The 22,592-nt window shown below is 71.7% G+C and carries 16 protein-coding genes and 2 pseudogenes; 4 read left to right on the forward strand and 14 right to left on the reverse strand.

Annotated features, from left to right (window positions below):
* The first annotated feature begins 58 nt into the window (after nucleotides 1-58).
* Nucleotides 59-1,336, forward strand: a complete 1,278-nt coding sequence (locus IE142_RS31040; protein ID WP_370466439.1) for a PucR family transcriptional regulator — start codon at nucleotides 59-61, stop codon at nucleotides 1,334-1,336.
* Nucleotides 1,337-1,346: 10 nt separating this feature from the next.
* Nucleotides 1,347-1,784: pseudogene (locus IE142_RS37080) on the forward strand (MFS transporter); the annotation flags it as partial.
* 62 nt (nucleotides 1,785-1,846) lie between these two features.
* On the opposite strand, the gene serA reads toward IE142_RS37080, so the two are convergent.
* From serA to IE142_RS31075, 6 genes are all read right to left on the reverse strand, one after another.
* The gene (serA, locus tag IE142_RS31050) at nucleotides 1,847-3,436 is read right to left on the reverse strand and encodes a phosphoglycerate dehydrogenase (RefSeq protein ID WP_191888819.1); all 1,590 of its coding nucleotides are present in this window, start codon (nucleotides 3,434-3,436) and stop codon (nucleotides 1,847-1,849) included.
* Nucleotides 3,437-3,698: 262 nt separating this feature from the next.
* The gene (gene ilvC, locus IE142_RS31055; protein ID WP_043379589.1) at nucleotides 3,699-4,697 is read right to left on the reverse strand and encodes a ketol-acid reductoisomerase; all 999 of its coding nucleotides are present in this window, start codon (nucleotides 4,695-4,697) and stop codon (nucleotides 3,699-3,701) included.
* 117 nt (nucleotides 4,698-4,814) lie between these two features.
* Nucleotides 4,815-5,339, reverse strand: a complete 525-nt coding sequence (ilvN, locus tag IE142_RS31060) for an acetolactate synthase small subunit (protein WP_019329768.1) — start codon at nucleotides 5,337-5,339, stop codon at nucleotides 4,815-4,817.
* A gap of 21 nt (nucleotides 5,340-5,360) precedes the next feature.
* Entirely contained in the window at nucleotides 5,361-7,205 is a 1,845-nt protein-coding gene (locus tag IE142_RS31065; RefSeq protein ID WP_191888820.1) for an acetolactate synthase large subunit, read from the reverse strand.
* A gap of 241 nt (nucleotides 7,206-7,446) precedes the next feature.
* On the reverse strand, nucleotides 7,447-10,455 hold the full coding sequence (locus IE142_RS31070) for a putative bifunctional diguanylate cyclase/phosphodiesterase (RefSeq protein ID WP_191888859.1): 3,009 nt from the start codon (nucleotides 10,453-10,455) through the stop codon (nucleotides 7,447-7,449).
* A gap of 417 nt (nucleotides 10,456-10,872) precedes the next feature.
* Nucleotides 10,873-11,814, reverse strand: a complete 942-nt coding sequence (locus IE142_RS31075) for a 2-hydroxyacid dehydrogenase (protein WP_191888821.1) — start codon at nucleotides 11,812-11,814, stop codon at nucleotides 10,873-10,875.
* Nucleotides 11,815-11,890: 76 nt separating this feature from the next.
* Between IE142_RS31075 and IE142_RS31080 the strand changes: the two genes are divergently transcribed.
* Complete coding sequence (locus IE142_RS31080; protein ID WP_191888822.1) at nucleotides 11,891-12,889, forward strand: aldo/keto reductase; 999 nt, start codon at nucleotides 11,891-11,893, stop codon at nucleotides 12,887-12,889.
* A gap of 102 nt (nucleotides 12,890-12,991) precedes the next feature.
* Complete coding sequence (locus IE142_RS31085) at nucleotides 12,992-14,167, forward strand: PQQ-dependent sugar dehydrogenase (RefSeq protein WP_191888823.1); 1,176 nt, start codon at nucleotides 12,992-12,994, stop codon at nucleotides 14,165-14,167.
* Nucleotides 14,168-14,182: 15 nt separating this feature from the next.
* Here the strand turns inward: IE142_RS31085 and IE142_RS31090 are convergent, their stop codons facing one another.
* The 8 genes and pseudogenes from IE142_RS31090 to gatA form a co-directional block, all read right to left on the reverse strand.
* Nucleotides 14,183-14,371 (reverse strand): DUF6191 domain-containing protein, encoded by a 189-nt coding sequence (locus IE142_RS31090; RefSeq protein WP_191888824.1) that lies wholly within the window; start codon nucleotides 14,369-14,371, stop codon nucleotides 14,183-14,185.
* 38 nt (nucleotides 14,372-14,409) lie between these two features.
* Nucleotides 14,410-15,537: pseudogene (locus IE142_RS31095) on the reverse strand (LuxR C-terminal-related transcriptional regulator); the annotation flags it as partial.
* A gap of 171 nt (nucleotides 15,538-15,708) precedes the next feature.
* The gene (locus IE142_RS31100) at nucleotides 15,709-16,278 is read right to left on the reverse strand and encodes a hypothetical protein (protein WP_191888825.1); all 570 of its coding nucleotides are present in this window, start codon (nucleotides 16,276-16,278) and stop codon (nucleotides 15,709-15,711) included.
* Between the two features lie 35 nt (nucleotides 16,279-16,313).
* Nucleotides 16,314-16,898: a GNAT family N-acetyltransferase gene (locus IE142_RS31105; RefSeq protein ID WP_191888826.1), complete on the reverse strand. Its 585-nt coding sequence runs from the start codon at nucleotides 16,896-16,898 to the stop codon at nucleotides 16,314-16,316.
* Nucleotides 16,876-19,122, reverse strand: a complete 2,247-nt coding sequence (locus IE142_RS31110) for an MMPL family transporter (RefSeq protein WP_191888827.1) — start codon at nucleotides 19,120-19,122, stop codon at nucleotides 16,876-16,878. The genes IE142_RS31105 and IE142_RS31110 overlap by 23 nt, the downstream gene beginning before the upstream one ends.
* Before the next feature lie 207 nt (nucleotides 19,123-19,329).
* Nucleotides 19,330-20,844: an Asp-tRNA(Asn)/Glu-tRNA(Gln) amidotransferase subunit GatB gene (gene gatB / locus IE142_RS31115; RefSeq protein WP_191888828.1), complete on the reverse strand. Its 1,515-nt coding sequence runs from the start codon at nucleotides 20,842-20,844 to the stop codon at nucleotides 19,330-19,332.
* Nucleotides 20,845-20,859: 15 nt separating this feature from the next.
* Nucleotides 20,860-21,099, reverse strand: coding sequence for a hypothetical protein (locus tag IE142_RS31120; protein ID WP_191888829.1), 240 nt, complete (start codon nucleotides 21,097-21,099; stop codon nucleotides 20,860-20,862).
* Nucleotides 21,096-22,589, reverse strand: a complete 1,494-nt coding sequence (gatA, locus tag IE142_RS31125; protein WP_191888830.1) for an Asp-tRNA(Asn)/Glu-tRNA(Gln) amidotransferase subunit GatA — start codon at nucleotides 22,587-22,589, stop codon at nucleotides 21,096-21,098. Before gatA ends, IE142_RS31120 begins: the two co-directional genes overlap by 4 nt.
* Nucleotides 22,590-22,592: the final 3 nt, after the last annotated feature.

Consider the following 22,592-nt stretch of genomic DNA (forward strand, 5'->3'; position numbering starts at 1 on the left):
ACAGCTGTCACGCATCCGTGCCACGGATCTCAGACAGATGTATGAAGGCCGTTCGCAAATGCGGCACAATGCCCGGGTGACGTCGGATTCCAGAGGTGCCGCAGGCGCAGGCTCCGGGGGCGCCCGTGGCGACTACCAGGAGCTGGTCGACGAGATCTCCGAAGTGCTGGGGGCCCCCGCGACCCTGGAGAACCGCGACTTCGAGCTGATCGCCTTCGGCGCCTACGACAGCGAGGGCGACCTGGACCCGTCCGTGCTGGACCCGGTGCGCACCCGCTCGATCCTGACCCGGCGCTCCACCGCGGCCGTCCGGACGTGGTTCGAGGGCTTCGGCATCACGCGCGCGAAGGGCCCCGTCCGCATTCCGCCGACCCCGGAAGCAGGGGTCTATCGCGGACGCACCTGCCTCCCGGTACGCCATCGGGGTGTCGTCCTCGGCTACGTGTGGCTCCTGGACACCGACCCCGGCCCGACCGAGCGGCAGCTGGCGGCGGCCATGGAGGTCACCGGCCGGATCGGCGCGCTGCTCGCGGACGAGGCGCAGCACGGCGCCGACCTGAGCCGGGAGCTGCGGGCGGTGCTGACCGCGGAGCGCGACTGGCAGCGGGACATGGCGGTGGCCGAACTGCGCACCGCGCTCGGCGCCCGCGCGGACACCCCGCACGCGGTGGTGTGTGTGGCCCCCTGGCCGTCGGCCGACCCCGACGACGCCCCCTCGGTGCGCACGGTGCCGGGGGCGACGGCGCTGTGCACGGTGCCGTGGGGAGCGTCGGCCCAGTCGCTGGCGCTGCTGGTCCGGTTGCGCTCGGCGGACGTGCCGGCCCCGGCGACCTCGGCGGCGGGGCGGCTGCTGGAGCGGGCGCGGGGCGTGGCCGGGGCCGTGGGTTCGGCGGCCGGGGCGGTGGCGGCGGCCCGGGCGGGCGCGGTGACGGCGGCAGGGGTCTCCGCCCCGCGCACCGGTCTGGCGGAGCTGGGGGCCGCCTGGCAGGAGGCGTCGGCGGCGGCCCGGGCGGCGCGCGCCGAGAGCCGGTTCGGGCCGGTCGCCGAGTGGACGTCCATCGGGGCGTTCCGCCTGCTGACCGGGTTGCCGGCGCAGTCCGCCCACGACCCTGCCGTACGGGTGCTGCTCTCCCCCGCCCACCGCGAGCTGGCCCGCACCGCCGAGGTCTACCTGGACTGCGCGGGCCAGGCGGGCCGCACGGCCACCGAGCTGGGCATCCACCGGCAGACCCTGTACTACCGGCTGTCCCGCGTCGAACAGCTCACGGGCCTGGACCTGGACGACGGGGAGGACCGGCTGCTGCTGCACATGGCGTTGAAGGCCGCCCGCCTGTGAGTGTCGCTCAGCCCTTCCGGACGCCCTCGCCGACCTGGCGCAGCCCCTCGGTGAGCCGGTCGGCCTCGGGGGCGTACTGGACTCCGCGTCCTCCCTCATGGAGACCGGCGCCGAGTTCGGCGGGGCGCTGGGAATGGCGGTGCTCGGCTCCATCGGTACGGCGGTCTACCGGCAGGAGATGCCGGACTCGGCACCGGAGGCGGCACACGAGACGCTGGGCAGCGCGCCGGCCGTCGCCGGGCAGTTGCCGGGGCGCGCGGGAGACGCCCTGGCCACCGCGGCACGGGAGGCGTTCACCAGTGGGATGCACGCGGCGGCGATCGCGGGCGCGGTGGTGCCCGCCGGCGCGGCGGTTCTGACGTCGGTGACACTGCGGAAGGTCCGGGTGCGCGAGGAGAGGTGCAAGGAAGACGCCGGACAGGCTGGACGTCCCAGCCCGTCCGGCGTTTCGAGGACGAGCCCGTTCAGGGCGAACGGGGGTCCGGGGGCGGTAGCCCCCGGAGGGGTCACTCAGACCAGGTTCACCGACCGGGCCGACGTCGCCCCGATCTCCGCGGCGACCTCGGCCAGCACTCCGGAGGGCACCGTGTCGTCGACGGTCAGCACGGCCAGCGCCTCTCCGCCGACCGTCGCACGGGCGACCTGCATGCCGGCGATGTTGATGCCGGCCTCGCCGATGACGCGGCCGACGGTGCCGACGACGCCGGGACGGTCCTCGTAGCGCAGGACGACCATGTGGTCGGCGAGGGCGAGGTCCACGTCGTACTCGCCGACGGCGACGATCTTCTGGAGGTGCTTGGGGCCGGCCAGCGTGCCGGAGACCGACACCTCCTCGCCGTCCTGGAGGGTGCCGCGCACCGTGACGACGTTGCGGTGCTCCGGGGACTCCGAGCTGGTGGTCAGGCGGACCTCGACGCCGCGCTCCTGGGCGAACAGCGGGGCGTTGACGTAGGACACGGTCTCGTCGACGACATCCTCGAAGACGCCCTTGAGGGCGGACAGTTCCAGCACCTTCACGTCGTGCTGGGTGATCTCGCCGTAGACCTCGACGTCGAGGCGGACGGCGACCTCGCCGGCCAGCGCGGTGAAGATGCGGCCGAGGCGCTCGGCGAGCGGCAGGCCCGGCTTGACGTCCTCGGCGATGACACCGCCCTGGACGTTCACCGCGTCCGGGACCAGCTCACCGGCGAGGGCGAGACGGACCGACTTGGCGACGGCGATGCCGGCCTTCTCCTGGGCCTCGTCCGTGGAGGCGCCGAGGTGCGGGGTGCAGACGACCTGGTCGAACTCGAACAGCGGCGAGTCGGTGCAGGGCTCCTTGGCGTACACGTCCAGGCCGGCGCCGGCGACGCGGCCCTCCTTGAGCGCCGAGTACAGCGCCTCCTCGTCGACGATGCCGCCGCGCGCGGCGTTGACGATGCGGACGCTCGGCTTGACCTTGCGCAGCGCCTCGTCACCGATCAGGCCGAGGGTCTCGGGGGTCTTGGGGAGGTGGACGGTGATGAAGTCGGAGACCTCGAGCAGTTCGTCCAGCGACAGCACCTTGACGCCCATCTGCGCGGCCCGCGCGGGCTGCACGTAGGGGTCGTAGGCTACGACCTTCATGCCGAAGGCCGACATCCGCTGCGCGACGAGGGCGCCGATGCGGCCGAGGCCCACGACACCGAGGGTCTTCTCGGCCAGCTCGACGCCGGTGTACTTGCTGCGCTTCCACTCGCCGTTCTTCAGCGCGGCGTTGGCCTGCGGGATGTTGCGGGCGGTGGCGACGAGCAGACCGCAGGCGAGCTCGGCCGCGGTCACGATGTTGGAGGTCGGGGCGTTGACCACCATGACGCCGGCCTTGGTGGCGGCGGAGACGTCCACGTTGTCCAGGCCGACACCGGCCCGGGCGACGACCTTCAGCTTCTTGGCGGCGGCGATGGCCTCGGCGTCGACCTTGGTGGCCGAGCGGACCAGGATCGCGTCCACGTCGGCGATGGCGGGGAGCAGTTCGGCCCGGTCCGCGCCGTTGCACTGGCGGATCTCGAAATCGGGGCCGAGCGCGTCCACGGTCGCGGGCGACAGCTCTTCGGCGATGAGTACGACGGGTTTCGAGCTCACGTGAGTCCTCACAAGTCCAATGCGGACGGCCGTCCCGACGGCCGCATTCGGTGTCGCTGAGCCGCGTGGAAGACGCACGACGCTGTGGGCCTGACGCGTATGTTGTGCAGCAGTCTAGTGGCGTGGCGGAGGTCGTCCTGCGCCTCTGCGGAAGGATCACCCGTCCGTGGCTGGACGGGGTGGACAACGCCGTACGTCCGACGTTACCCCGGGTTCGCCGAAGGGGCCGGGGCGATGTCGCCCCGGCCCCCGGCGTTGAGGCTTACGCCTCCTCGTCGACCCAGCTCATGAGCTTGCGCAGCTCCTTGCCGGTGGTCTCCAGCAGGTGCTCGGAGTCCTGCTGCTTGTACTCGTTGTACTTCTTCAGGCCGCCGTGGTACTCGTCCATCCAGTTCTTGGCGAAGGTGCCGTCCTGGATCTCGGCGAGGACCTTCTTCATCTCGGCCTTGGTGGCGTCGGTGATGATCCGCGGGCCGGTGACGTAGTCGCCCCACTCGGCGGTCTCGGAGATCGACCAGCGCATCTTCTCCAGGCCGCCCTCGTACATGAGGTCCACGATCAGCTTCAGCTCGTGCAGGCACTCGAAGTAGGCGATCTCCGGCTGGTAGCCGGCCTCGGTCAGGGTCTCGAAGCCCGCCTTGACCAGCGCGGCCGTGCCACCGCAGAGGACGGCCTGCTCGCCGAAGAGGTCGGTCTCGGTCTCCTCGGTGAAGGTCGTCTTGATGACGCCGGCGCGGGTGCCGCCGATGCCCTTCGCGTACGACAGGGCCAGCGCGAAGGCGTTGCCGGAGGCGTCCTGCTCGACGGCGGCGATGCAGGGAACGCCGCGGCCCTCCTCGTACTGACGGCGCACCAGGTGGCCCGGGCCCTTGGGGGCGACCATGCAGACGTCCACGCCGGCCGGGGGCTTGATGAAGCCGTAGCGGATGTTCAGGCCGTGGCCGAAGAACAGGGCGTCGCCGTCCTTCAGGTTGTCCTTGATGTGCTCCTCGTAGACCTGGGCCTGGATGGGGTCCGGGACGAGGATCATGATGACGTCGGCCTCGGCGGCGGCCTCGGACGGGCTCACCACGCGCAGGCCCTGCTCCTCGGCCTTGGCCTTGGACTTGGAGCCCTCGTGCAGACCGACGCGCACGTCGACGCCGGAGTCGCGCAGCGACAGGGCGTGGGCGTGGCCCTGGCTGCCGTACCCGATGACCGCGACCTTGCGGCCCTGGATGATGGACAGGTCGGCGTCGGCGTCGTAGAACAGCTCGGCCACTGGGTTCTCTCCTTGAGTGCAGGTGTTGCGTCCCACCGTATGCCGGTGAGGGGAAGGGAAGGTTCGGGGTCTCGGAATGCGGGCGGCCGGGGTGTCCGCGGCCGCCCGCTTCCGTCGTTATGCGGACCGGTCGAGTGCGCGCAGCGAGCGGTCCGTGATCGAACGGGCGCCGCGGCCGATGGCGATCGTGCCGGACTGGACGAGTTCCTTGATGCCGTACGGTTCCAGCATCCGGAGCATGGCGGACAGCTTGTCGCTGCTGCCGGTGGCCTCGATGGTCACGGCCTCCGGGGAGACGTCGACGGTCTTGGCGCGGAAGAGCTGGACGATCTCGACGATCTGGGAACGCGTCTCGTTGTCGGAGCGCACCTTCACCAGGACGAGTTCGCGCTGGACGGCCTGGGTGGGCTCCAGCTCGACGATCTTGAGTACGTTCACCAGCTTGTTGAGCTGCTTGGTGACCTGCTCCAGCGGGAAGTCCTCGACGCTCACCACGATGGTGATGCGGGAGATGTCGGGGTGCTCGGTGACGCCGACGGCGAGGGAGTCGATGTTGAAGCCGCGGCGGGAGAAGAGGGCGGTGATCCGCGCCAGGACGCCGGGGGTGTTCTCCACCAGGACGGAGAGCGTGTGCTTGGACATGGTCTCTTCGGTCTCTCTCGCTCAGTCGTCTTCGTTGTCGCCGAAGTCGGGGCGGACGTCCCGGGCGGCCATGATCTCGTCGTTGGAGGTGCCGGCGGCCACCATCGGCCAGACCATCGCGTCCTCGTGGACGATGAAGTCCACGACGACCGGGCGGTCGTTGATGGAGTTGGCCTCCTCGATGACCTTGTCGAGGTCGGCCGGGTCCTCGCAGCGGATGGCGTAGCAGCCCATGGCCTCCGACAGCTTGACGAAGTCGGGGACGCGGGTGCCCCGGGCGTCCGGGTTGACGTCGTCCGGGCCGGAGTGCAGCACGGTGTTGGAGTACCGCTGGTTGTAGAACAGGGTCTGCCACTGGCGGACCATCCCGAGGGCGCCGTTGTTGATGACGGCGACCTTGATCGGGATGTTGTTCAGGGCGCAGGTGGTCAGTTCCTGGTTGGTCATCTGGAAGCAGCCGTCGCCGTCGATCGCCCAGACGGTGCGGTCGGGGACGCCGGCCTTGGCGCCCATGGCGGCCGGGACGGCGTAGCCCATGGTCCCGGCGCCGCCGGAGTTCAGCCAGGTGGCGGGCTGCTCGTACTGCACGAAGTGCGCGGCCCACATCTGGTGCTGGCCGACGCCGGCCGCGAAGACCGTGCCCTCGGGGGCCAGCTGTCCGATGCGCTCGATGACCGCCTGCGGGGAGAGCGAACCGTCCTCCGGCTGGTCGTAGCCGAGGGGGTAGGTGTCGCGCCAGCGGCTGAGATCCTTCCACCAGGCGCTGTAGTCGCCCGTGTTGCCCTCGCTGTGCTCCTTCTGGACGGCCTGCACGAGGTCGGCGATGACCTCGCGGGCGTCGCCGACGATCGGCACGTCGGCGGTGCGGTTCTTGCCGATCTCGGCCGGGTCGATGTCGGCGTGGACGATCTTGGCGTACGGGGCGAAGCTGTCGAGCTTGCCGGTGACGCGATCGTCGAAGCGGGCTCCGAGGGCGACGATCAGGTCGGCCTTCTGCAGCGCGGTGACGGCGCTGACCGAACCGTGCATGCCCGGCATTCCCACGTGCAGCGGGTGGCTGTCGGGGAACGCGCCGAGCGCCATCAGGGTGGTGGTGACGGGCGCTCCGGTGAGCTCGGCGAGGACCTTCAGCTCGGCGGTGGCCTGCGCCTTGAGGACGCCGCCGCCGACGTAGAGGACCGGCCGCTTGGCGGCGGTGATCAGCTTGGCGGCCTCGCGGATCTGCTTGGCGTGCGGCTTGGTGACCGGGCGGTAGCCGGGCAGGTCCATGACCGGGGGCCAGGAGAAGGTGGTTCTCTTCTGGAGGATGTCCTTGGGGATGTCGACCAGGACGGGGCCGGGGCGTCCGGTGGAGGCGATGTGGAAGGCCTGCGCGATCACCCGGGGGATGTCCTCGGCCTTGGTGACCAGGAAGCTGTGCTTGGTGACCGGCATGGTGATGCCGACGATGTCCGCCTCCTGGAAGGCGTCCGTGCCGATCGCGGACGAGACGACCTGGCCGGTGATCGCGACCAGCGGCACGGAGTCCATGTGCGCGTCGGCGATCGGGGTGACCAGGTTGGTGGCGCCGGGTCCGGAGGTCGCCATGCAGACGCCCACCTTGCCGGTGGCCTGCGCGTAGCCGGTGGCCGCGTGGCCGGCGCCCTGCTCGTGGCGGACCAGGACGTGGCGCACCCGGGTGGAGTCCATCAGCGGGTCGTACGCCGGGAGGATGGTGCCGCCGGGAATGCCGAATACCGTGTCGACCCCGACCTCCTCGAGGGAGCGGATGAGGGACTGCGCACCCGTGACGTGCTCGGGGGCGGACTGTCCTCCGGATCGGGGCCGGGGCTGCGGGTGATGGGCCCCGGTGGCCTGCTCGGTCATCGGCATTCTCTTCTCGATGCTGAGGGTTTTTGCGAGTTTGGGGCGATGCGTGACTGTTGCTCAGCGGTGCTGGTGCAACAAAAAACCCCTCGTGCCATAAGGCAAGCGAGGGGAGCGCGCCGGGTGTGGGTCGCAGGGAGTCCGGAACGGTCCGGACGTCACCTGCTCAGCCGACGCGCTTTCCAAGTACGAGAATTCGGGTGCGCATGGCACTGACCCTCCACCCGGCGCACACCCACTGTCAAGTGGGTGGGACGGGCGTCTCATCATGTGAGCGGAGGGTCGTGCCACCACGCAGGACGGTGGGCAGACCGGCCGTGACACCGCCCGCGAAGGCGGGTTCGGCCGGACCGTGCGGCACCGGGTAGCGACCGGTGCCGAGCGCCCTGCGCAGCCGGTACTCGTCCAGCGGCCCGGAGAACGCCATGCCCTGCCCGTGCGTACAGCCCATCGCGCGCAGGGCGACGATCTGCTCGGGCAGGTCCACCCCGTCGGCCACGGACTGCAGCCCCAGGTCGGTGGCGATGCGCAGCAGACCACTGGTGATCTTGTGCAGCCGCCCGGACTCCACGACGCCCTCCACGAGTCCCCGATCGAGCTTGAGGACGTCCACGGGGAGGCGCCGCAGCGCGGTGATCGCCGCGTAGCCGCTGCCGAAGCCGTCCAGGGCGATGCGGACGCCGACCCTGCGCAGGGCGTTCAGCCGACGGTCCAGCTCGTCCAGGCCGACCCGTGGATCGATGTCCGACAGCTCGATCACGAGAGAGCCGGGGGGCAGCCCGTGCCGGGTGAGCAAGGCCTCCACGGTCCCCGGCGGCATGGAGCGGTCCAGCAGACGGCGGGCGCCGATCCGTATGGCGACGGCCACCGGCAGACCGGCCGCCGCGCGCTCGGCGGCCTGCTCCACGGCCTCCTGGAGCACCCAGCGGTCCAGCTCGGCGGTCCTGTCGCCGTCCTCGCTCACGCGCAGGAACTCCGCCGGGGTGAACAGGACCCCCTGGGAGGAGCGCCAGCGCGGCCGGGCGCAGACCGACGCGATCCGGCCGTCCGCCAGGGAGACCACCGGCTGGTGCAGCAGCGTGAACTCCCCGCCCTGCAGCGCGGCCCGCAGGCGCGTCGCCAGCTCGGCCTTGCGCACGACGTCCTGCTGCATCTGCGGTCTGTACAGCTCGACGCGCCCCTTGCCGCCGGCTTTGGCGCGGTACATCGCGAGGTCGGCGTTGCGCAGCAACTCCCCGGCGCCGAGGCCGGGTTCGGCGAAGGCGACTCCGATGGAGGCGTTGACGCGTACTTCGTTCCCGTCGATGAGGTACGGCTGCGAGAGGGTCGTCCTGAGACGGTCGGCGAGTTCCAGGATGTGCCGCTCGCGGGCGCCCCGCTCCCGGGCGGAACCGTCCCCGACGATCAGGGCCGCGAACTCGTCGCCGCCCAGCCGGGAGGCGGTGTCGCCCTTGCGGACGGCCTCGTGCAGTCTGCGGGCGGCCTGGACCAGCAGCTCGTCGCCGGCCTGGTGCCCGATGGTGTCGTTGACGGCCTTGAAACCGTCCAGGTCGATGAAGAGCACCGCGGTGCCACGCAGGGCGGCACCCCGGTCCGAGGCGCGACGGCCGGACAGGGCCTGCTGGACGCGTCGGGTGAACAGGGCGCGGTTGGGCAGGTCGGTGAGCGGGTCGTGTTCGGCGTTGTGCTGGAGCTGCGCCTGCAGGCGCACTCTCTCGGTCACGTCCCGGCTGTTGAAGATCAGTCCGCCGTGGTGCCGGTTGACGGTGGACTCGACGTTCAGCCAGCCGCCCTCCCCGGACCGGAAGCGGCACTCGATGCGCGTGGTGGGCTCCTCCACCGGACTGGCGGCGAGGAACCGGCGCACTTCGTGGACCACGCAGCCGAGGTCCTCGGGGTGGATGAGAGCGGCCAGCTCGCTGCCGACCAGCTCCTCGGCCGGGCGTCCGTAGACCCCGGCGGCGGCCGGGGAGACGTAACGGAGGATGCCGTTGGGCGCGGCGATCATGATGACGTCGCTGGAGCCCTGCACCAGGGAGCGGAAGTGGTTCTCCTTCTGGGCCAGTTCCTGGGTGAGGGTGATGTTGTCGAGCAGCATGATGCCCTGGCGCACGACGAGGGCGAGCACCACGGTGCCGCCGGTCAGCAGGACCACGCGGTCGACACTGCGGCCGTTGAGGACGTTGTAGAGGATGCCCAGGGTGCAGACGGCGGCGGCGAGGTACGGCGTGAGCGCGGCCAGGGAACCGGCGATGGGCCGGGCGGCGGGATAGCGCCCGCGCTCGCTCGCCGGGCCGGGGCCGGACGAGTGACCGGGCACGGCCGCCGGTGCCGGATGGTGGCCGGTGGCACCCCGCTGGCCGGGCACGTGCCCGCGCACCACGCGTGTGCGCCCGCCGCTCCGCTCCTCGTCCGCCTGCTGTCCACGCCGGGACGTGGCCCAGGGGGCGTAGGCGAGCAACAGCGAACCGGCGAACCAGCCGGCGTCGAGCAACTGGCCGGAGCGGTAGTTGTTGTGCAGCAGCGGCGAGGTGAACAGGGCGTCGCACATCACCGTCAGGGCCAACGCGCCGATGGCGGTGTTGACCGCGGAACGGCAGACGGGTGAGCGCCTGAAGTGCAGGGCGAGCACCATGCTGACGAGCGCGATGTCGAGCAGCGGGTACGCGACCGAGAGCGCGGAGTGGGCCACGCTGGAACCGCTGTCGGCCTTGGCCGCCTGGGCGAGCGCGAGGCTCCACGCCAGGGTCAGCAGCGAGCCCCCGATGAGCCACGCGTCGAGGCCCAGGCAGATCCAACCCGCCTTCGTCACGGGCCGCTTGGCCAGCACGAGCAGCCCGACGATGGCGGGCGGCGCGAAGCACAGGAAGAACAGGTCCGCGTAGCTGGGGCTGGGCACGGGCTGCCGCAGGACGACCTCGTACCATCCCCAGACCGCGTTGCCCAGGGACGACATCGCCGAGGAGAGGGCGAACAGCAGCCAGGCGGGCCGGAAGCGGACGCGGGGTCCACGGGCGTAGACGAAGCAGGAGACGGCGGCGGCTGCCGCGGCGGCGCTCAGCCCGAAGTCGCCCATGATCTGGGCGACGTAGTCCGAACCCCAGCCGAACGCGGAACCGACGGCGTAACCCGCGCAGATCAAGGCCAGGACGAGCTGGCGGACGAGGGTCGGCCCGCCGGCGGCGGCCGACGACCGGGACGACGGCATGGGTCCGGGCGAGGGCTGTGCGCGGAGCGCGCCGTCCAGCATGGGTACGGGGGTCGGTGGGCTCACCGGGGCCTCCTGGTCCGCGCCGTCCCCGCGGCCCGCGTGCCCCTCGGCGCCGCCTGTGTCTGCGTCCCTCGGCCGCTGTACCGGTACCGGTGAGGGCCGGGCGGACCGTGGTGGCCGGACCGGCCCCGTCTGCGCGCGGTCGTGGTCGTGCGCCAGGGTCGCCGGCGGCGGCTCCGCCACGTCGGGTCGTTCGTCCATAGGCCGTGCATCGCCCGTCGCCCCCCTCACTGTCTGGATCCATCCCCGGCGCCGACCGGTGCGCGGCGCGTCCCCTGTCGGACGATACACCAGGTTCGTCACTCAGGGACATAGTGTCTCTACTCTCCGTGACGACCAGCGGTTATGCGCACACCCACCGCGTCCGGGGCGTTGCGGAGGGTGCCCGGAGGTGGGCTAAGCACCCGTCGTCAGGATCACGTTGCGCAGCGGCTCCCGGTTCACGAAACGGCTCAACTGGTCCACCAGCAGCCGCTTGGCGCGCGGCAGAAAGGCGGAGGTCGGGCCCCCGGTGTGCGGGCTGACGAGTACGCCCGGAGCCTGCCACAGGGGGTGGCCCGGCGGCAGCGGTTCGGGGTCGGTCACGTCGAGGGCGGCGGTGATGCGCCCGCTCTCCAGTTCGGTGAGCAACGCCTTCGTGTCGACTACGGGGCCGCGCGCCACGTTGACGAGCAGAGCGCCGTCCTTCATGCGGGCCAGGAACTCCGCGTCGACCAGGCCGCGGGTCGCCTCGGTGAGCGGGGTGGAGAGGACGACGACGTCCGCCTCCGGGAGCAGGGCGGGCAGTTCGGTGAGCGGGTGCACCGGGCCGCGCGCCGTGGTGCGGGCGGAGCGCGCGACGCGCACGACCGGCGCGACCTCGAACGGCACGAGCCGGTCCTCGATCGCGGCGCCGATCGATCCGTAGCCGACGATGAGCACCTTCCGGTCGGCGAGCGCGGGCCGGAAGCCGCCCAGCCACTCGCCCCGGTCCTGCGCCCGGACGAAATCGGGAACGCCGCGCAGCGACGCGAGGATCAAGGTGAGGGTGAGTTCCGCGGTACTGGCCTCGTGCACGCCGCGCGCATTGCACAGTCGCACGCCCTCAGGCAGGTGCCGCAGTCCGGGCTCCACGTGGTCGATGCCCGCGGAGAGGGTCTGGACGACCTGGACGGAGCGCATCTCGGGCAGCGGGCGGGTGCCGATACCGCTGGGCTTCATGTAGGGGACGACGTAGTACGCGCAGTCGGCCGGGTCGGCGGGGAAGGTCTCCTCGCCGTTCCAGTAGCGGTAGGCGGGGCCCTCGGGGAGACCCTCGATCTCGTCCGGCGGGATGGGCAGCCACACGTCAGCAGTCATGGTCAGGAGGCTATGTCAGGGGTGCGGAAGGGCAGAGGTTAGGTTGGGTGGCCTGACGAGGGAGGGTCACGACCAGGTGGAGCGCAGGACGATCGGCGCGACGGCACTCGCGGTGGGGGCCGTCGGACTGGGGTGCATGCCGATGAACTGGGCGTACAGCGCGTCCCGGCAGCGGGGCGAGGAGTCGGTCAGGGCAGTGCACCGGGCCCTGGACCTGGGCGTCTGTCTGCTCGACACGGCCGACATGTACGGCCCGTTCACCAACGAGCTGCTGCTCGGGCGGGTGTTGAAGGAGCGGCGGCAGGACGCCTTCGTGTCGACCAAGGTCGGGTTGCTGGTGGGTGATCAGCACATCGTGGCCAACGGCCGCCCCGGCTACGTGAAACGTGCCTGCGACGCCTCCCTGCGCCGGCTGCAGACGGATGTCATCGACCTCTACCAGCTGCACCGCGCCGACCCCGAGGTGCCCGTCGAGGAGACCTGGGGTGCGATGGCGGAGCTGGTGCGGGCCGGGAAGGTGCGGGCGCTCGGGCTCTGCGCGGTCGGCGCGCGGTCGGCCCGGCGGTCGGGGGCTCGGCTGCACGACGCGACGGTGCGGCAGCTGGAGCGGGTGCAGCAGGTGTTCCCGGTGAGCGCGGTCGAGGCCGAACTGTCGGTGTGGTCGCCGGAGGCGCTGCGGACCCTGCTGCCGTGGTGTGTTTCGCGCGGCGTGGGCTTCCTGGCGGCGATGCCGCTCGGCAACGGCTTCCTGACCGGCACGCTGACGCCCGGCCAGGGCTTCGAACCCGAGGACCTGCGCGCCCGGCACCCGCGCTTCACCGCCGAGATGATGGCCGCCAACCAGCCGATCGTGGCGGGCCTGCGCCGGATCGCGGCCCGGCACGGCGACTCGGTCACGCCGGCGCAGGTGGCGCTGGCCTGGGTGCTGGAGCAGGGGCGGCACGTGGTGCCGGTGCCGGGGACCAAGCAGGAGCGCTGGGTGAACGAGAACGCGGGGGCGGCCGCCCTGCGGCTGACCGAGGACGACCTGGCGGAGGTGCGCCGGCTGCCGGCGGCTCAGGGCTCTTGGGAGTGACGCACGCGATTGCCGGGTTCGGGATCGGGCGATCGGGAACTTGGAGGGCGCGTGCGGTGTATGACAAGGAGAACCCGCCGCTTCGAAGGGACCCTGTCGACCATGATCGTGCAACGTCGAGCCGTGTCGGCCGTGTTGGCCGCCGCCGCCCTGCTGCTGACGGCCGGCTGCTCCTCCGACGGCGGGGAACCGTCGGGAGCGGACGGCGGCACCTCCGCGAGCCGTACGGCGGCTCAGTCGTCGCCCCCGGGGTCTGCCACCGAGGAGACCCCGCCCGCGAAGGGCTCCGTGGAGGTGGTCCGTACGGTCGCCACCGGCCTGAAGAGTCCCTGGGGCCTGGCACCGCTCCCCGGCGGCGGCCTGCTGGTCTCCTCCCGGAACGAGGCCACGATCACGCGGGTCGACGAGGAGACCGGCGAGAAGACGGAGCTGGGCGAGGTGCCCGGGGTGTCCCCGTCCGGCGAGGGCGGCCTCCTCGGCATCGCGCTCTCCCCCGACTACGCCTCGGACCGGATGGTCTACGCGTACTTCACCTCGGCCTCGGACAACCGGATCGTGCGCATGCGGTACGACGAGAAGGAGCCGCCCGGCGAGCGGCTGGGCGAACCGGACACGGTCTTGAGGGGCATCCCCAAGGGGGAGATCCACAACGGCGGCCGGATCGCCTTCGGCCCCGACAGGATGCTCTACGCGGGCACCGGCGAGAGCGGTGACACCGGGCTGTCACAGGACGAGGAGTCCCTGGGCGGCAAGATCCTTCGGATGACGCCGGACGGCGAGCCGGCTCCCGGCAACCCCTTCCCCGACTCCGTCGTGTACTCGTACGGCCACCGGAACGTGCAGGGGCTGGCCTGGGACGACGAGCAGCGGCTGTTCGCCTCGGAGTTCGGGCAGCAGACCTGGGACGAGCTGAACGCGATCAAGCCGGGCGACAACTACGGCTGGCCCGAGGCCGAGGGCAAGGGCAAGGGCGGCGGCTCCGGGTTCCACGACCCGCTCGCCCAGTGGAGCACCGACGAGGCCTCCCCCAGCGGCGCCGCCTTCGCCGAGGGCTCGGTGTGGATGGCGGGCCTGCGCGGTGAGCGTCTGTGGCGGATCCCGCTGAAGGGCACCGAGGCGGCGGCCGATCCGCAGGCGTTCCTCCAGGGCGAGTACGGCCGGCTGCGCACGGTGGTCCCGGCCGACGGCGACAGGCTGTGGCTCGTGACCAGCAACACGGACGGCCGGGGCGACGCGGAGGAGGACGACGACCGGATCCTGGAGCTGCGGGTGACCTGATGCGCCCGGGTGTCGTCAGTCGTCTTCCGCCTCGGCCGGGCGCGGGACCTGGACGACGACCTTTCCCGACGAGAGGTCTACCGGGCCGTGGCCCGGGTCACCGTCGCCGTCGCCGACGTCCTGGCGGGTCAGTTCCAGTCGGTTCTGCTCGTCGCGGGTGTGCCTGCGGCCGGGGGAGAACAGCTCCTCGAATGCGTTGAACACAAAGCCTCCGTCCGTCGGCGTCCTTCACAGCGTAAGCCTCACTCCGCCGAACCGGACCGGAGCGGTTCGGCCGGGAAGAGCGCCGGCCGGTGGGCGACCGTCGCCGCCTCGCCGCGGCCGGAGACGTCGAGCTTGGCCAGGATGTAGGAGACGTGGACGCTGGCGGTCTTCGGGGAGATGAAGAGCTTCTCCGCTATCTGGCGGTTGGTGCGGCCGTCGGAGACCAGGCGCAGCACGTCACGTTCCCTGCTGGCCGAGGGCCTCGGCCGGGTCGGCGGGGGCGCGCTCCGGCCCGGCGGCGCGGCCCAGGGTGAGACGGGCGCGCCGGCCGAGCAGGTCGACCGCGTCGGCCAGTGGACGGGCGCCGAGGTGGCGGGCGACGGTGCCGGCCAGGAGGAGCAGTTCGGTGGCGCGGGCGCGCTCGTCCTCGCCGCCGGTGTCCAGGAGGGCGGCGGCGAGCCGGTGCCGGCCCCGGGCGAGTTCGTAGGGCCGCTCCAGGCACTCGAAGGCGGTGACCGCCTCCGTCCAGAGCGCCGGGGTGTCCCGGCCCTCGGCCCGGTGGAGTTCGGCACGGACCCACTTCTCGTGGGCGAGCCAGGCCGGTGCGCCGGTGGTGAGCGACCTGGCGGCCTTGATGAGCCGCTCCAGGGCCTCGGCCCGCCCCTCCTCGGCGGCCGGCAGCCCGCGGGCGTCGGCCTCCGCCTCGGCGGCGGACAGCAGCAGCGGCCAGCCGTAGCGCTGGGTGCCGGGCGGCAGGCCCGCGTCCAGGGCCCGGCCGAGTTCGGGCGCGGACGTCCGGGACGCGGCCTTCGGCGGCGGCGATGCCGACGGCGAGGACGGCCAGCGGGAGGCGGCGCTGCGGCATGGGGTCGTGTGTGCCGTAGGCGGCGCGTGCCTCGGCGAGCAGCCGGGACGGCCTCGGCCGTCCCACCGCGGGCGAGGGCGACGACGGCCCGCTTGACGGCGGCGCCGCCGCGTGGCGCCGGGCCCCGGGCCGGGGCTCCGGCCCGCGCCGCGGCCTCCAGCGCCTCGTCCCAGCGGCCGAGCGAAATCAGCGACTCGGTGAGATTGCCCCACACCCAGGCCTCGGTCTCCAGCAGCCCCGTCCGCCGGGTGAGTTCGACGCCCTCGCGCAGGATGCCGAGCGCGTCCTCGGAACGGCCGACCTCGGCCGGTGCTTCGCTGTCTGCGATGCCTCAACCTTCGTCTCCCAGAGGCCGCCACATCGGGTGAGTTCCGCATCTTCGGCGCCGGGCGGGGCCATGGACGTGCATGGGGGGTCTTAGGGCGTGCGCCGGGGGGCGCGTGGATGCCCTAAGACCCCTGAGAAAGCCTGGTCAGCCGGTGGACGGCAGACCGAGAAGGATGTCCGTGTACTTCAGGACCGCGAGCAGCAGGCCGATGACGCCGAGGGCGACGCCCGCCCAGGCGACCGACTTGATCCACGGGGCCTGCGGGCGGCCGGGCGCGCCGAACGCGGGGCGGGCCAGCACCACGACACCGACTATCAGCGCGACCAGGGCGAACGCCCCGCCCCACAGGGCGGTGGCGTGCCAGGCGTTGCCGTAGCCCTTCTCTATCAGCATGCCCACGTTGGACGAGGAGGACGTCTGCAGCTGGCCGACCAGTGACTCGCGTGCGGAGGCCACGGTGCCGACCCAGCTGCCGGTCAGCGAGACGATGCCCAGACCGGCGGAGACGACGGCACCGGCGCCCTGGCCGACGCCGGTGGGACCCTCGGTCTCGGTGGTGGCGAGGTCGATGTCGTCAGCCGCCTCGGCGTCGTCGGGCGTGTCCTCCGCACCCTCCGACTTCTCGGCTCCGGTGGTCTCGGGAGCCTCCGCTGCCTCGTCCGTCCTGTGCTCGTCGGTCTTCACGCCGGTCTCGTCCACTGTCTTCGTTCCCATGCCTCGCACCGTACGGACGCTGTCTGAGAGGTCCCTTAATGATCCTTGTGAGCGGCACGCGCGCGTGCCTCACGTGCCGCACGCCACTCGGGCGCGAGTACCGCCCACACCTCGATGTCCTGGCGGACGCCCCGGTGGAGGGAGCTTTCGCGCAGCACGCCCTCACGCATCATGCCGAGTCGCCGGGCGGCGTTGACACTCGGGGTGTTCGCGGACGAGGCGTGCCACTCCACACGGTGCATGCCGCGCTCGTCGAACGCCCAGTCGATCAGGACCCGGGCACCGCGTGTGACCAGGCCGCGGCCCGTTCCGGCGGGCTCCAGCCAGCAGCCGATCTCGCAGACGCCGGTGGCGGCGTCGAAGACCCGGAAGAGGAGTCCGCCGACGAGCTTGCCGTCCAGCCACAGCCCGTGCAGGAAGCCGCTGTCGGCGGCGTGCCTGTCGGCGTATGCCTGGAGGATCTCCCGGGCGGAGGCCACGTCGGTGGCCTTGGCGCCGAAGGGGATGTGCTGTGTGATGAACTCCCTGCCCCGGTCCAGGTGGGCCAGGAACTCCTCGGCGTGCCAGGTCTCCAGGGGGCGCAGTTCGGCTCCGTCGTCACCCAGTGGTATCGCGTACATCCTGCTGCCGTTCCTCCTCCGCAAGGACGTCCGCCACTTCGGCGTCCGTCGCCGCGGCCAGCCTCTCATGGGCGGCACGGCACTCGGGCGGCTCGATGCTGATGCGGGGCAGGAGCCTGTCCAGGCGGCGCGGCAGCCACCAGTTGGCGCTGCCGAGCAGGTGCATGAGGGCGGGCACCAAAAGCGTGCGGAGGACGAAGGCGTCCAGGGCGACGGCGGCGGCGAGCGCGACGCCGAACATGGCGATGACGCGGTCGCCGCTGAGGACGAAGGCGAGGAAGACCGAGATCATGATGACCGCGGCGGAGTTGATCACCCGGCTGGTCTCGGCGAGGCCCACCCGGACGGCACGACGGTTGTCGCCGGTCTCCAGCCACTCCTCGTACATCCGGCTGACCAGGAAGACCTGGTAGTCCATGGAGAGCCCGAAGAGCACCGACACCATAATCACGGGGAGGAAGGGTTCGATCGGGCCCGCGCTGCCGAGGCCCAGCAGCTCGCTCCCCCAGCCCCACTGGAAGATCGCCACGACGATGCCGAAGGAGGCGGCGACGGCGGCGACGTTCATCGCGGCGGCCTTGACCGGGATGCCGATCGAGCGGAAGGCGAGCAGGAGCAGCAGGCAGCCGAGGCCCACGACGACGCCGACGAAGAGGGGCAGCTTGCCGACGATGACCTCGGCGAAGTCGTCGTAGCCGGCCGTCACACCGCCCACGTGCACGTCGAGCGCGGTGCCGTTCTCGGCGCGCGGCAGCACCTCGGAGCGCAGCCGCTCGACCAGCTCGCTGGTGTCCGGCGACTGCGGTGAGGACTCGGGCACGACGGTGAGGTACGCCGTGTCGCCGCCCGAGTCGTAGGTCACCGGGGTCGCCGAGGAGACGCCCTCGGTGGTGCGCAGGGAGGCGTCGAGGTTGTCCAGGGCGAGCCGGTCCTCGGCGCCGCCGACCTCGGTGACCAGGGTGAGGGGACCGTTGACGCCGGGACCGAAGCCCTCGACGAGGAGGTCGTAGGCCTGGCGGGTGGTGCTGCCCTTGGGGTCGTTGCCCTGGTCGGAGGTGCCCAGGCGCAGGCCGAGGGTGGGCAGGGCGAGGACGGTGATGACGACGAGCGCGAGGGCGCCGAGCAGCTTGGGGTGGCGCTCCACGAACGCCGACCAACGGGCGGCGAACCCGGTCGGCAGCTCGGGCTCGGGCCCGTGCTCCGCGAGTCGGTGCCGCTCGCGGCGGCTCAGGGCGCGCGGGCCGAGGTACGACAGCAGCGCCGGCAGCAGCGTCACGGAGGCGGCGACGGTGAGGACGACGGTGAGCGAGGCGGCGACGGCCACGCCGTTCAGGAAGCTGAGCCGGAGGATCAGCATGCCCAGCAGCGCGATGCAAACGGTGGCACCCGCGAAGGCGACCGCCCGTCCGGTGGTCGCGACGGCGTTCTCGGCGGCGTCGGCGACCGTGAGGCCGCGCTTCAGTCCGCGCCGGTGTCTGGTGACGATGAAGAGGGCGTAGTCGATGCCGACGCCGAGACCGATGAGGGTGCCCAGCATGGGCGCGAAGTCGGCGACGGTCATGGCGTGGCCGAGCAGGGTGATACCGGCGTACGCGGTGCCCACGGAGACGAGCGCGGTGGCGATGGGCAGCAGGGAGGCGGCGAGGGAGCCGAAGGCGAGGAACAGGACGACGGCGGCGACGGCCACGCCGACGGCCTCGGCAAGGTGGTCGTCGGGCGTCTCGGTGAGCGCGACGGCGCTGCCGCCCAGTTCGACCTGGAGACCGTCGGTCCCGGCCGCCTTCGCGGTGTCGACCACGGCCCGCGCCTCGGCCGGGTCTATGTCCTGGGAGGCGTCCTCGAAGGTGACCGAGGCGTACGCCGTGCGGGAGTTCCCGCTGATCCGCGGCGAGTCGGAGTCGTCGTAGGGGTTGGTCACCGAGGCCACGCCGGGGAGTTCCGCGATGCGGTCCAGGGTGCGCGTCACGGCCTGTTCGACGTCGGGGGCGCGCACGGTGCCGGTCGTCGTGTGCCAGACGATCGTGTCGCTGTCGCCACCGAGGCCGGGAAAGCCGGAGGTGAGCAGCCGGGAGGCGCGGTCGGAGTCGGTGCCGGGCACGCCGTAGTCGTTGGAGTACGCGGAGCCCGCGACCGCGGCGGCCGTGGTGGCGCCGCCGAGGGCGACGAGCCAGAGCAGAACGGTGACGAGACGACGTCGTACACACCAGCGTGCGAGGGCTGCCACGAACGTGCTCCCAGGTGTCTGATTGTGGATCTTTGACCGGGAACAGTCTTACTTAGTGTGAACCGCCCGCAAAGAACGCATGAGCAATGCGAAATCACTCTTCCAGGCGGAAGTGATCGTTTGCGCACTTAGTGGGCTTGCTCACAACAGAGGTCCTGGGGAACCCGTCGCGGTGACGCGTTCCCCAGGACCTCGGAGCAGCGGTGCTCAGCCCTCGGCGACGCCCAGCTTCTCCAGGATCAGCTCCTTGACGCGGGCCGCGTCCGCCTGGCCCCGGGTCGCCTTCATGACGGCGCCGACCAGGGCGCCGGCCGCGGCCACCTTGCCGCCGCGGATCTTGTCGGCGATGGCCGGGTTGCCGGCGATGGCCTCCTCGACGGCGGTGGTGAGCGCGCCTTCGTCGGAGACGACCTTCAGGCCACGCTTGTCGACGACCTCGTCCGGCGTGCCCTCGCCGGCCAGGACGCCCAGGATGACCTGGCGGGCGAGCTTGTCGTTCAGGTCGCCCTTGGTGACGAGCTCGGCGACCCGCGCGACCTGGACCGGCGTGATCGCCAGCTCGTCGAGCGCCTTGCCGGACTCGTTGGCGCTGCGGGCCAGCTCGCCCATCCACCACTTGCGGGCGGAAGCCGCGTCGGCACCGGCGTCGATCGTGGCGACGATCGGGTCCAGCGCGCCGGCGTTGAGGATGGACTGCATGTCGTTGCCGGAGATGCCCCACTCCTCGCGGAGCCGGTTGCGGCGCACCAGCGGCAGTTCGGGCAGGTTGGACCGGATCTCCTCGACCCACTCGCGGGACGGGGCGACCGGCACCAGGTCGGGCTCCGGGAAGTACCGGTAGTCCTCCGCCTCCTCCTTCACTCGCCCGGAGGTCGTGGACCCCGTGTCCTCGTGGAAGTGGCGGGTCTCCTGGATGATCGTGCCGCCGCCGCTCAGCACCGCCGCGTGACGCTGGATCTCGAAGCGGGCGGCGCGCTCGACGGAGCGCAGCGAGTTGACGTTCTTCGTCTCGCTGCGGGTGCCGAACCTCTCGGTGCCGTTGGGGCGCAGCGACAGGTTCACGTCGCAGCGCATCTGGCCCATCTCCATGCGGGCCTCGGAGACGCCGAGGGCACGGATGAGCTCGCGCAGCTCGCGGACGTAGGCCCGCGCGACCTCGGGGGCGCGCTCGCCCGCTCCCTCGATCGGCTTGGTGACGATCTCGATGAGCGGGATGCCGGCGCGGTTGTAGTCGAGGAGGGAGTGCGAGGCGCCGTGGATACGGCCCGTCGCGCCGCCGACGTGCGTCGACTTGCCGGTGTCCTCCTCCATGTGGGCGCGCTCGATCTGGACGCGGAAGGTCTCCCCGTCCTCCAACTGCACGTCGAGGTAGCCGTCGAAGGCGATCGGCTCGTCGTACTGGGAGGTCTGGAAGTTCTTCGGCATGTCCGGATAGAAGTAGTTCTTCCGGGCGAAGCGGCACCACTCGGCGATCTCGCAGTTCAGCGCGAGACCGATCTTGATCGCCGACTCGACGCCGGTCGCGTTGACGACCGGGAGCGCGCCGGGCATGCCGAGGCAGACGGGGCAGGTCTGGGTGTTCGGGTCGGCGCCGAGCGCGGTCGAACAGCCGCAGAACATCTTGGTCTTGGTGCCGAGTTCGACATGGACCTCGAGGCCCATGACGGGGTCGTACGACGCCAGCGCGTCCTCGTACGACACCAGGTCGGTCGTGGTGGTCACGGTGTAACTTCCCTCTCAGCCCAGCAGGACGTCGTCGTCGCCCAGGCGCTTCAGCTCGCGGTAGAGGATGGCGAGGTTGGTGACGACGGCGGCGCCGGTCACGACGGCGTCGAGCAGCCGCAGCGTGTCGCTGTCGCCACGAGCCTTCTTGATCTGCTTGTAGACACCCACGGCGCCGAACGCCGAGGTGGCCATCGAGACGTACAGACCGGACTTGGACCTCTTGAAGCCCTTGGCCTTGGACAGTGCGCTCACAGCGACGGTGCCTCCTCGATCAGCGGGTGGCCCCACTTTTCCACGAACGCGGCCTCGACGGCGGCGCCGACCTTGTAGAGGCGGTCGTCCTTCATGGCGGGGGCGATGATCTGCAGACCCACCGGCAGGTCGTCCTCGGGGGCGAGGCCGCAGGGCAGCGACATGGCCGCGTTGCCCGCCAGGTTGGTGGGGATGGTGCACAGGTCGGCCAGGTACATCGCCATCGGGTCGTCGGCGCGCTCGCCGATCGGGAAGGCGGTGGTCGGGGTCGTCGGGGAGACGATCACGTCGACCTGCTCGAAGGCCCGCTCGAACTCCTGCTTGATGAGGGTGCGGACCTTCTGGGCGCTGCCGTAGTACGCGTCGTAGTAGCCGCTCGACAGGGCGTACGTGCCGAGCATGACGCGGCGCTTGACCTCGGGGCCGAAGCCGGCCTCGCGGGTCAGGGAGGTGACCTCCTCGGCGGAGTGCGTGCCGTCGTCGCCGGTCCTGAGGCCGTAGCGCAGGCCGTCGAAGCGGGCGAGGTTGGAGGAGCACTCCGAGGGGGCGATCAGGTAGTACGCGGAGAGCGCGAGGTCGAAGGACGGGCAGTCCAGTTCGACGATCTCGGCGCCCAGCTCCTTCAGCAGCTCGACGGACTCGTCGAAGCGCTGGACGACGCCGGCCTGGTAGCCCTCGCCGCGGAACTGCTTGACGACGCCGACGCGCATGCCCTGCACGCTGCCGTTGCGGGCCGCGTCGACGACCGCGGGGACGGGGGCGTCGATGGAGGTGGAGTCCATCGGGTCGTGCCCGGCGATCACCTCGTGCAGCAGGGCCGCGTCCAGGACCGTGCGGGCGCAGGGACCGCCCTGGTCGAGGGAGGAGGAGAAGGCCACCATGCCGTAGCGGGAGACGCCGCCGTAGGTCGGCTTGACGCCGACCGTGCCGGTGACGGCCGCGGGCTGGCGGATGGAGCCGCCGGTGTCGGTGCCGATGGCGAGCGGGGCCTGGAAGGCCGCGAGGGCCGCGGAGGAGCCGCCGCCGGAGCCGCCGGGGATCTTGGTGAGGTCCCAGGGGTTGCCGGTCGGGCCGTAGGCGCTGTTCTCCGTGGAGGACCCCATGGCGAACTCGTCCATGTTGGTCTTGCCGAGGATGACGACGTCGGCGTCCTTGAGGCGCTTGGTGACGGTTGCGTCGTACGGCGGGATCCAGCCCTCCAGGATCTTCGAGCCGACGGTCGTGGGCACGCCCTCGGTGGTGAAGATGTCCTTGAGCGCCAGGGGGACGCCGGCCAGCGGGCCGAGCTTCTCGCCGCGCTCGCGCTTGGCGTCCACGGCACGGGCCTGGGCGAGGGCGCCCTCGCGGTCGACGTGCAGGAAGGCGTGCACCTTCTCGTCGACGGCCTCGATGCGGGCCAGGTGGGCCTCGGTGACCTCGACCGCGGTCAGCTCGCCGGAGGCGATCTTCTCGGCGATCTCGGCCGCGGTGAGCTTGATGATGTCGCTCATGGC

Source organism: Streptomyces mutabilis (assembly GCF_014649815.1).
In the GTDB taxonomy this organism is placed as follows: Bacteria; Actinomycetota; Actinomycetes; order Streptomycetales; family Streptomycetaceae; genus Streptomyces; species Streptomyces mutabilis.

What these genes read in the sequence shown, in the direction of transcription:
- IE142_RS31040 (WP_370466439.1), top strand. Translation starts at nt 59, where the DNA reads ATGCGGCACAATGCCCGGGTGACGTCGGATTCCAGAGGTGCCGCAGGC.
- ilvN (WP_019329768.1), bottom strand. Translation starts at nt 5,339, where the DNA reads ATGTCCAAGCACACGCTCTCCGTCCTGGTGGAGAACACCCCCGGCGTC.
- IE142_RS31065 (WP_191888820.1), bottom strand. Translation starts at nt 7,205, where the DNA reads ATGACCGAGCAGGCCACCGGGGCCCATCACCCGCAGCCCCGGCCCCGA.
- IE142_RS31070 (WP_191888859.1), bottom strand. Translation starts at nt 10,455, where the DNA reads ATGCTGGACGGCGCGCTCCGCGCACAGCCCTCGCCCGGACCCATGCCG.
- IE142_RS31075 (WP_191888821.1), bottom strand. Translation starts at nt 11,814, where the DNA reads ATGACTGCTGACGTGTGGCTGCCCATCCCGCCGGACGAGATCGAGGGT.
- IE142_RS31085 (WP_191888823.1), top strand. Translation starts at nt 12,992, where the DNA reads ATGATCGTGCAACGTCGAGCCGTGTCGGCCGTGTTGGCCGCCGCCGCC.
- IE142_RS31100 (WP_191888825.1), bottom strand. Translation starts at nt 16,278, where the DNA reads ATGGGAACGAAGACAGTGGACGAGACCGGCGTGAAGACCGACGAGCAC.
- IE142_RS31105 (WP_191888826.1), bottom strand. Translation starts at nt 16,898, where the DNA reads ATGTACGCGATACCACTGGGTGACGACGGAGCCGAACTGCGCCCCCTG.
- gatA (WP_191888830.1), bottom strand. Translation starts at nt 22,589, where the DNA reads ATGAGCGACATCATCAAGCTCACCGCGGCCGAGATCGCCGAGAAGATC.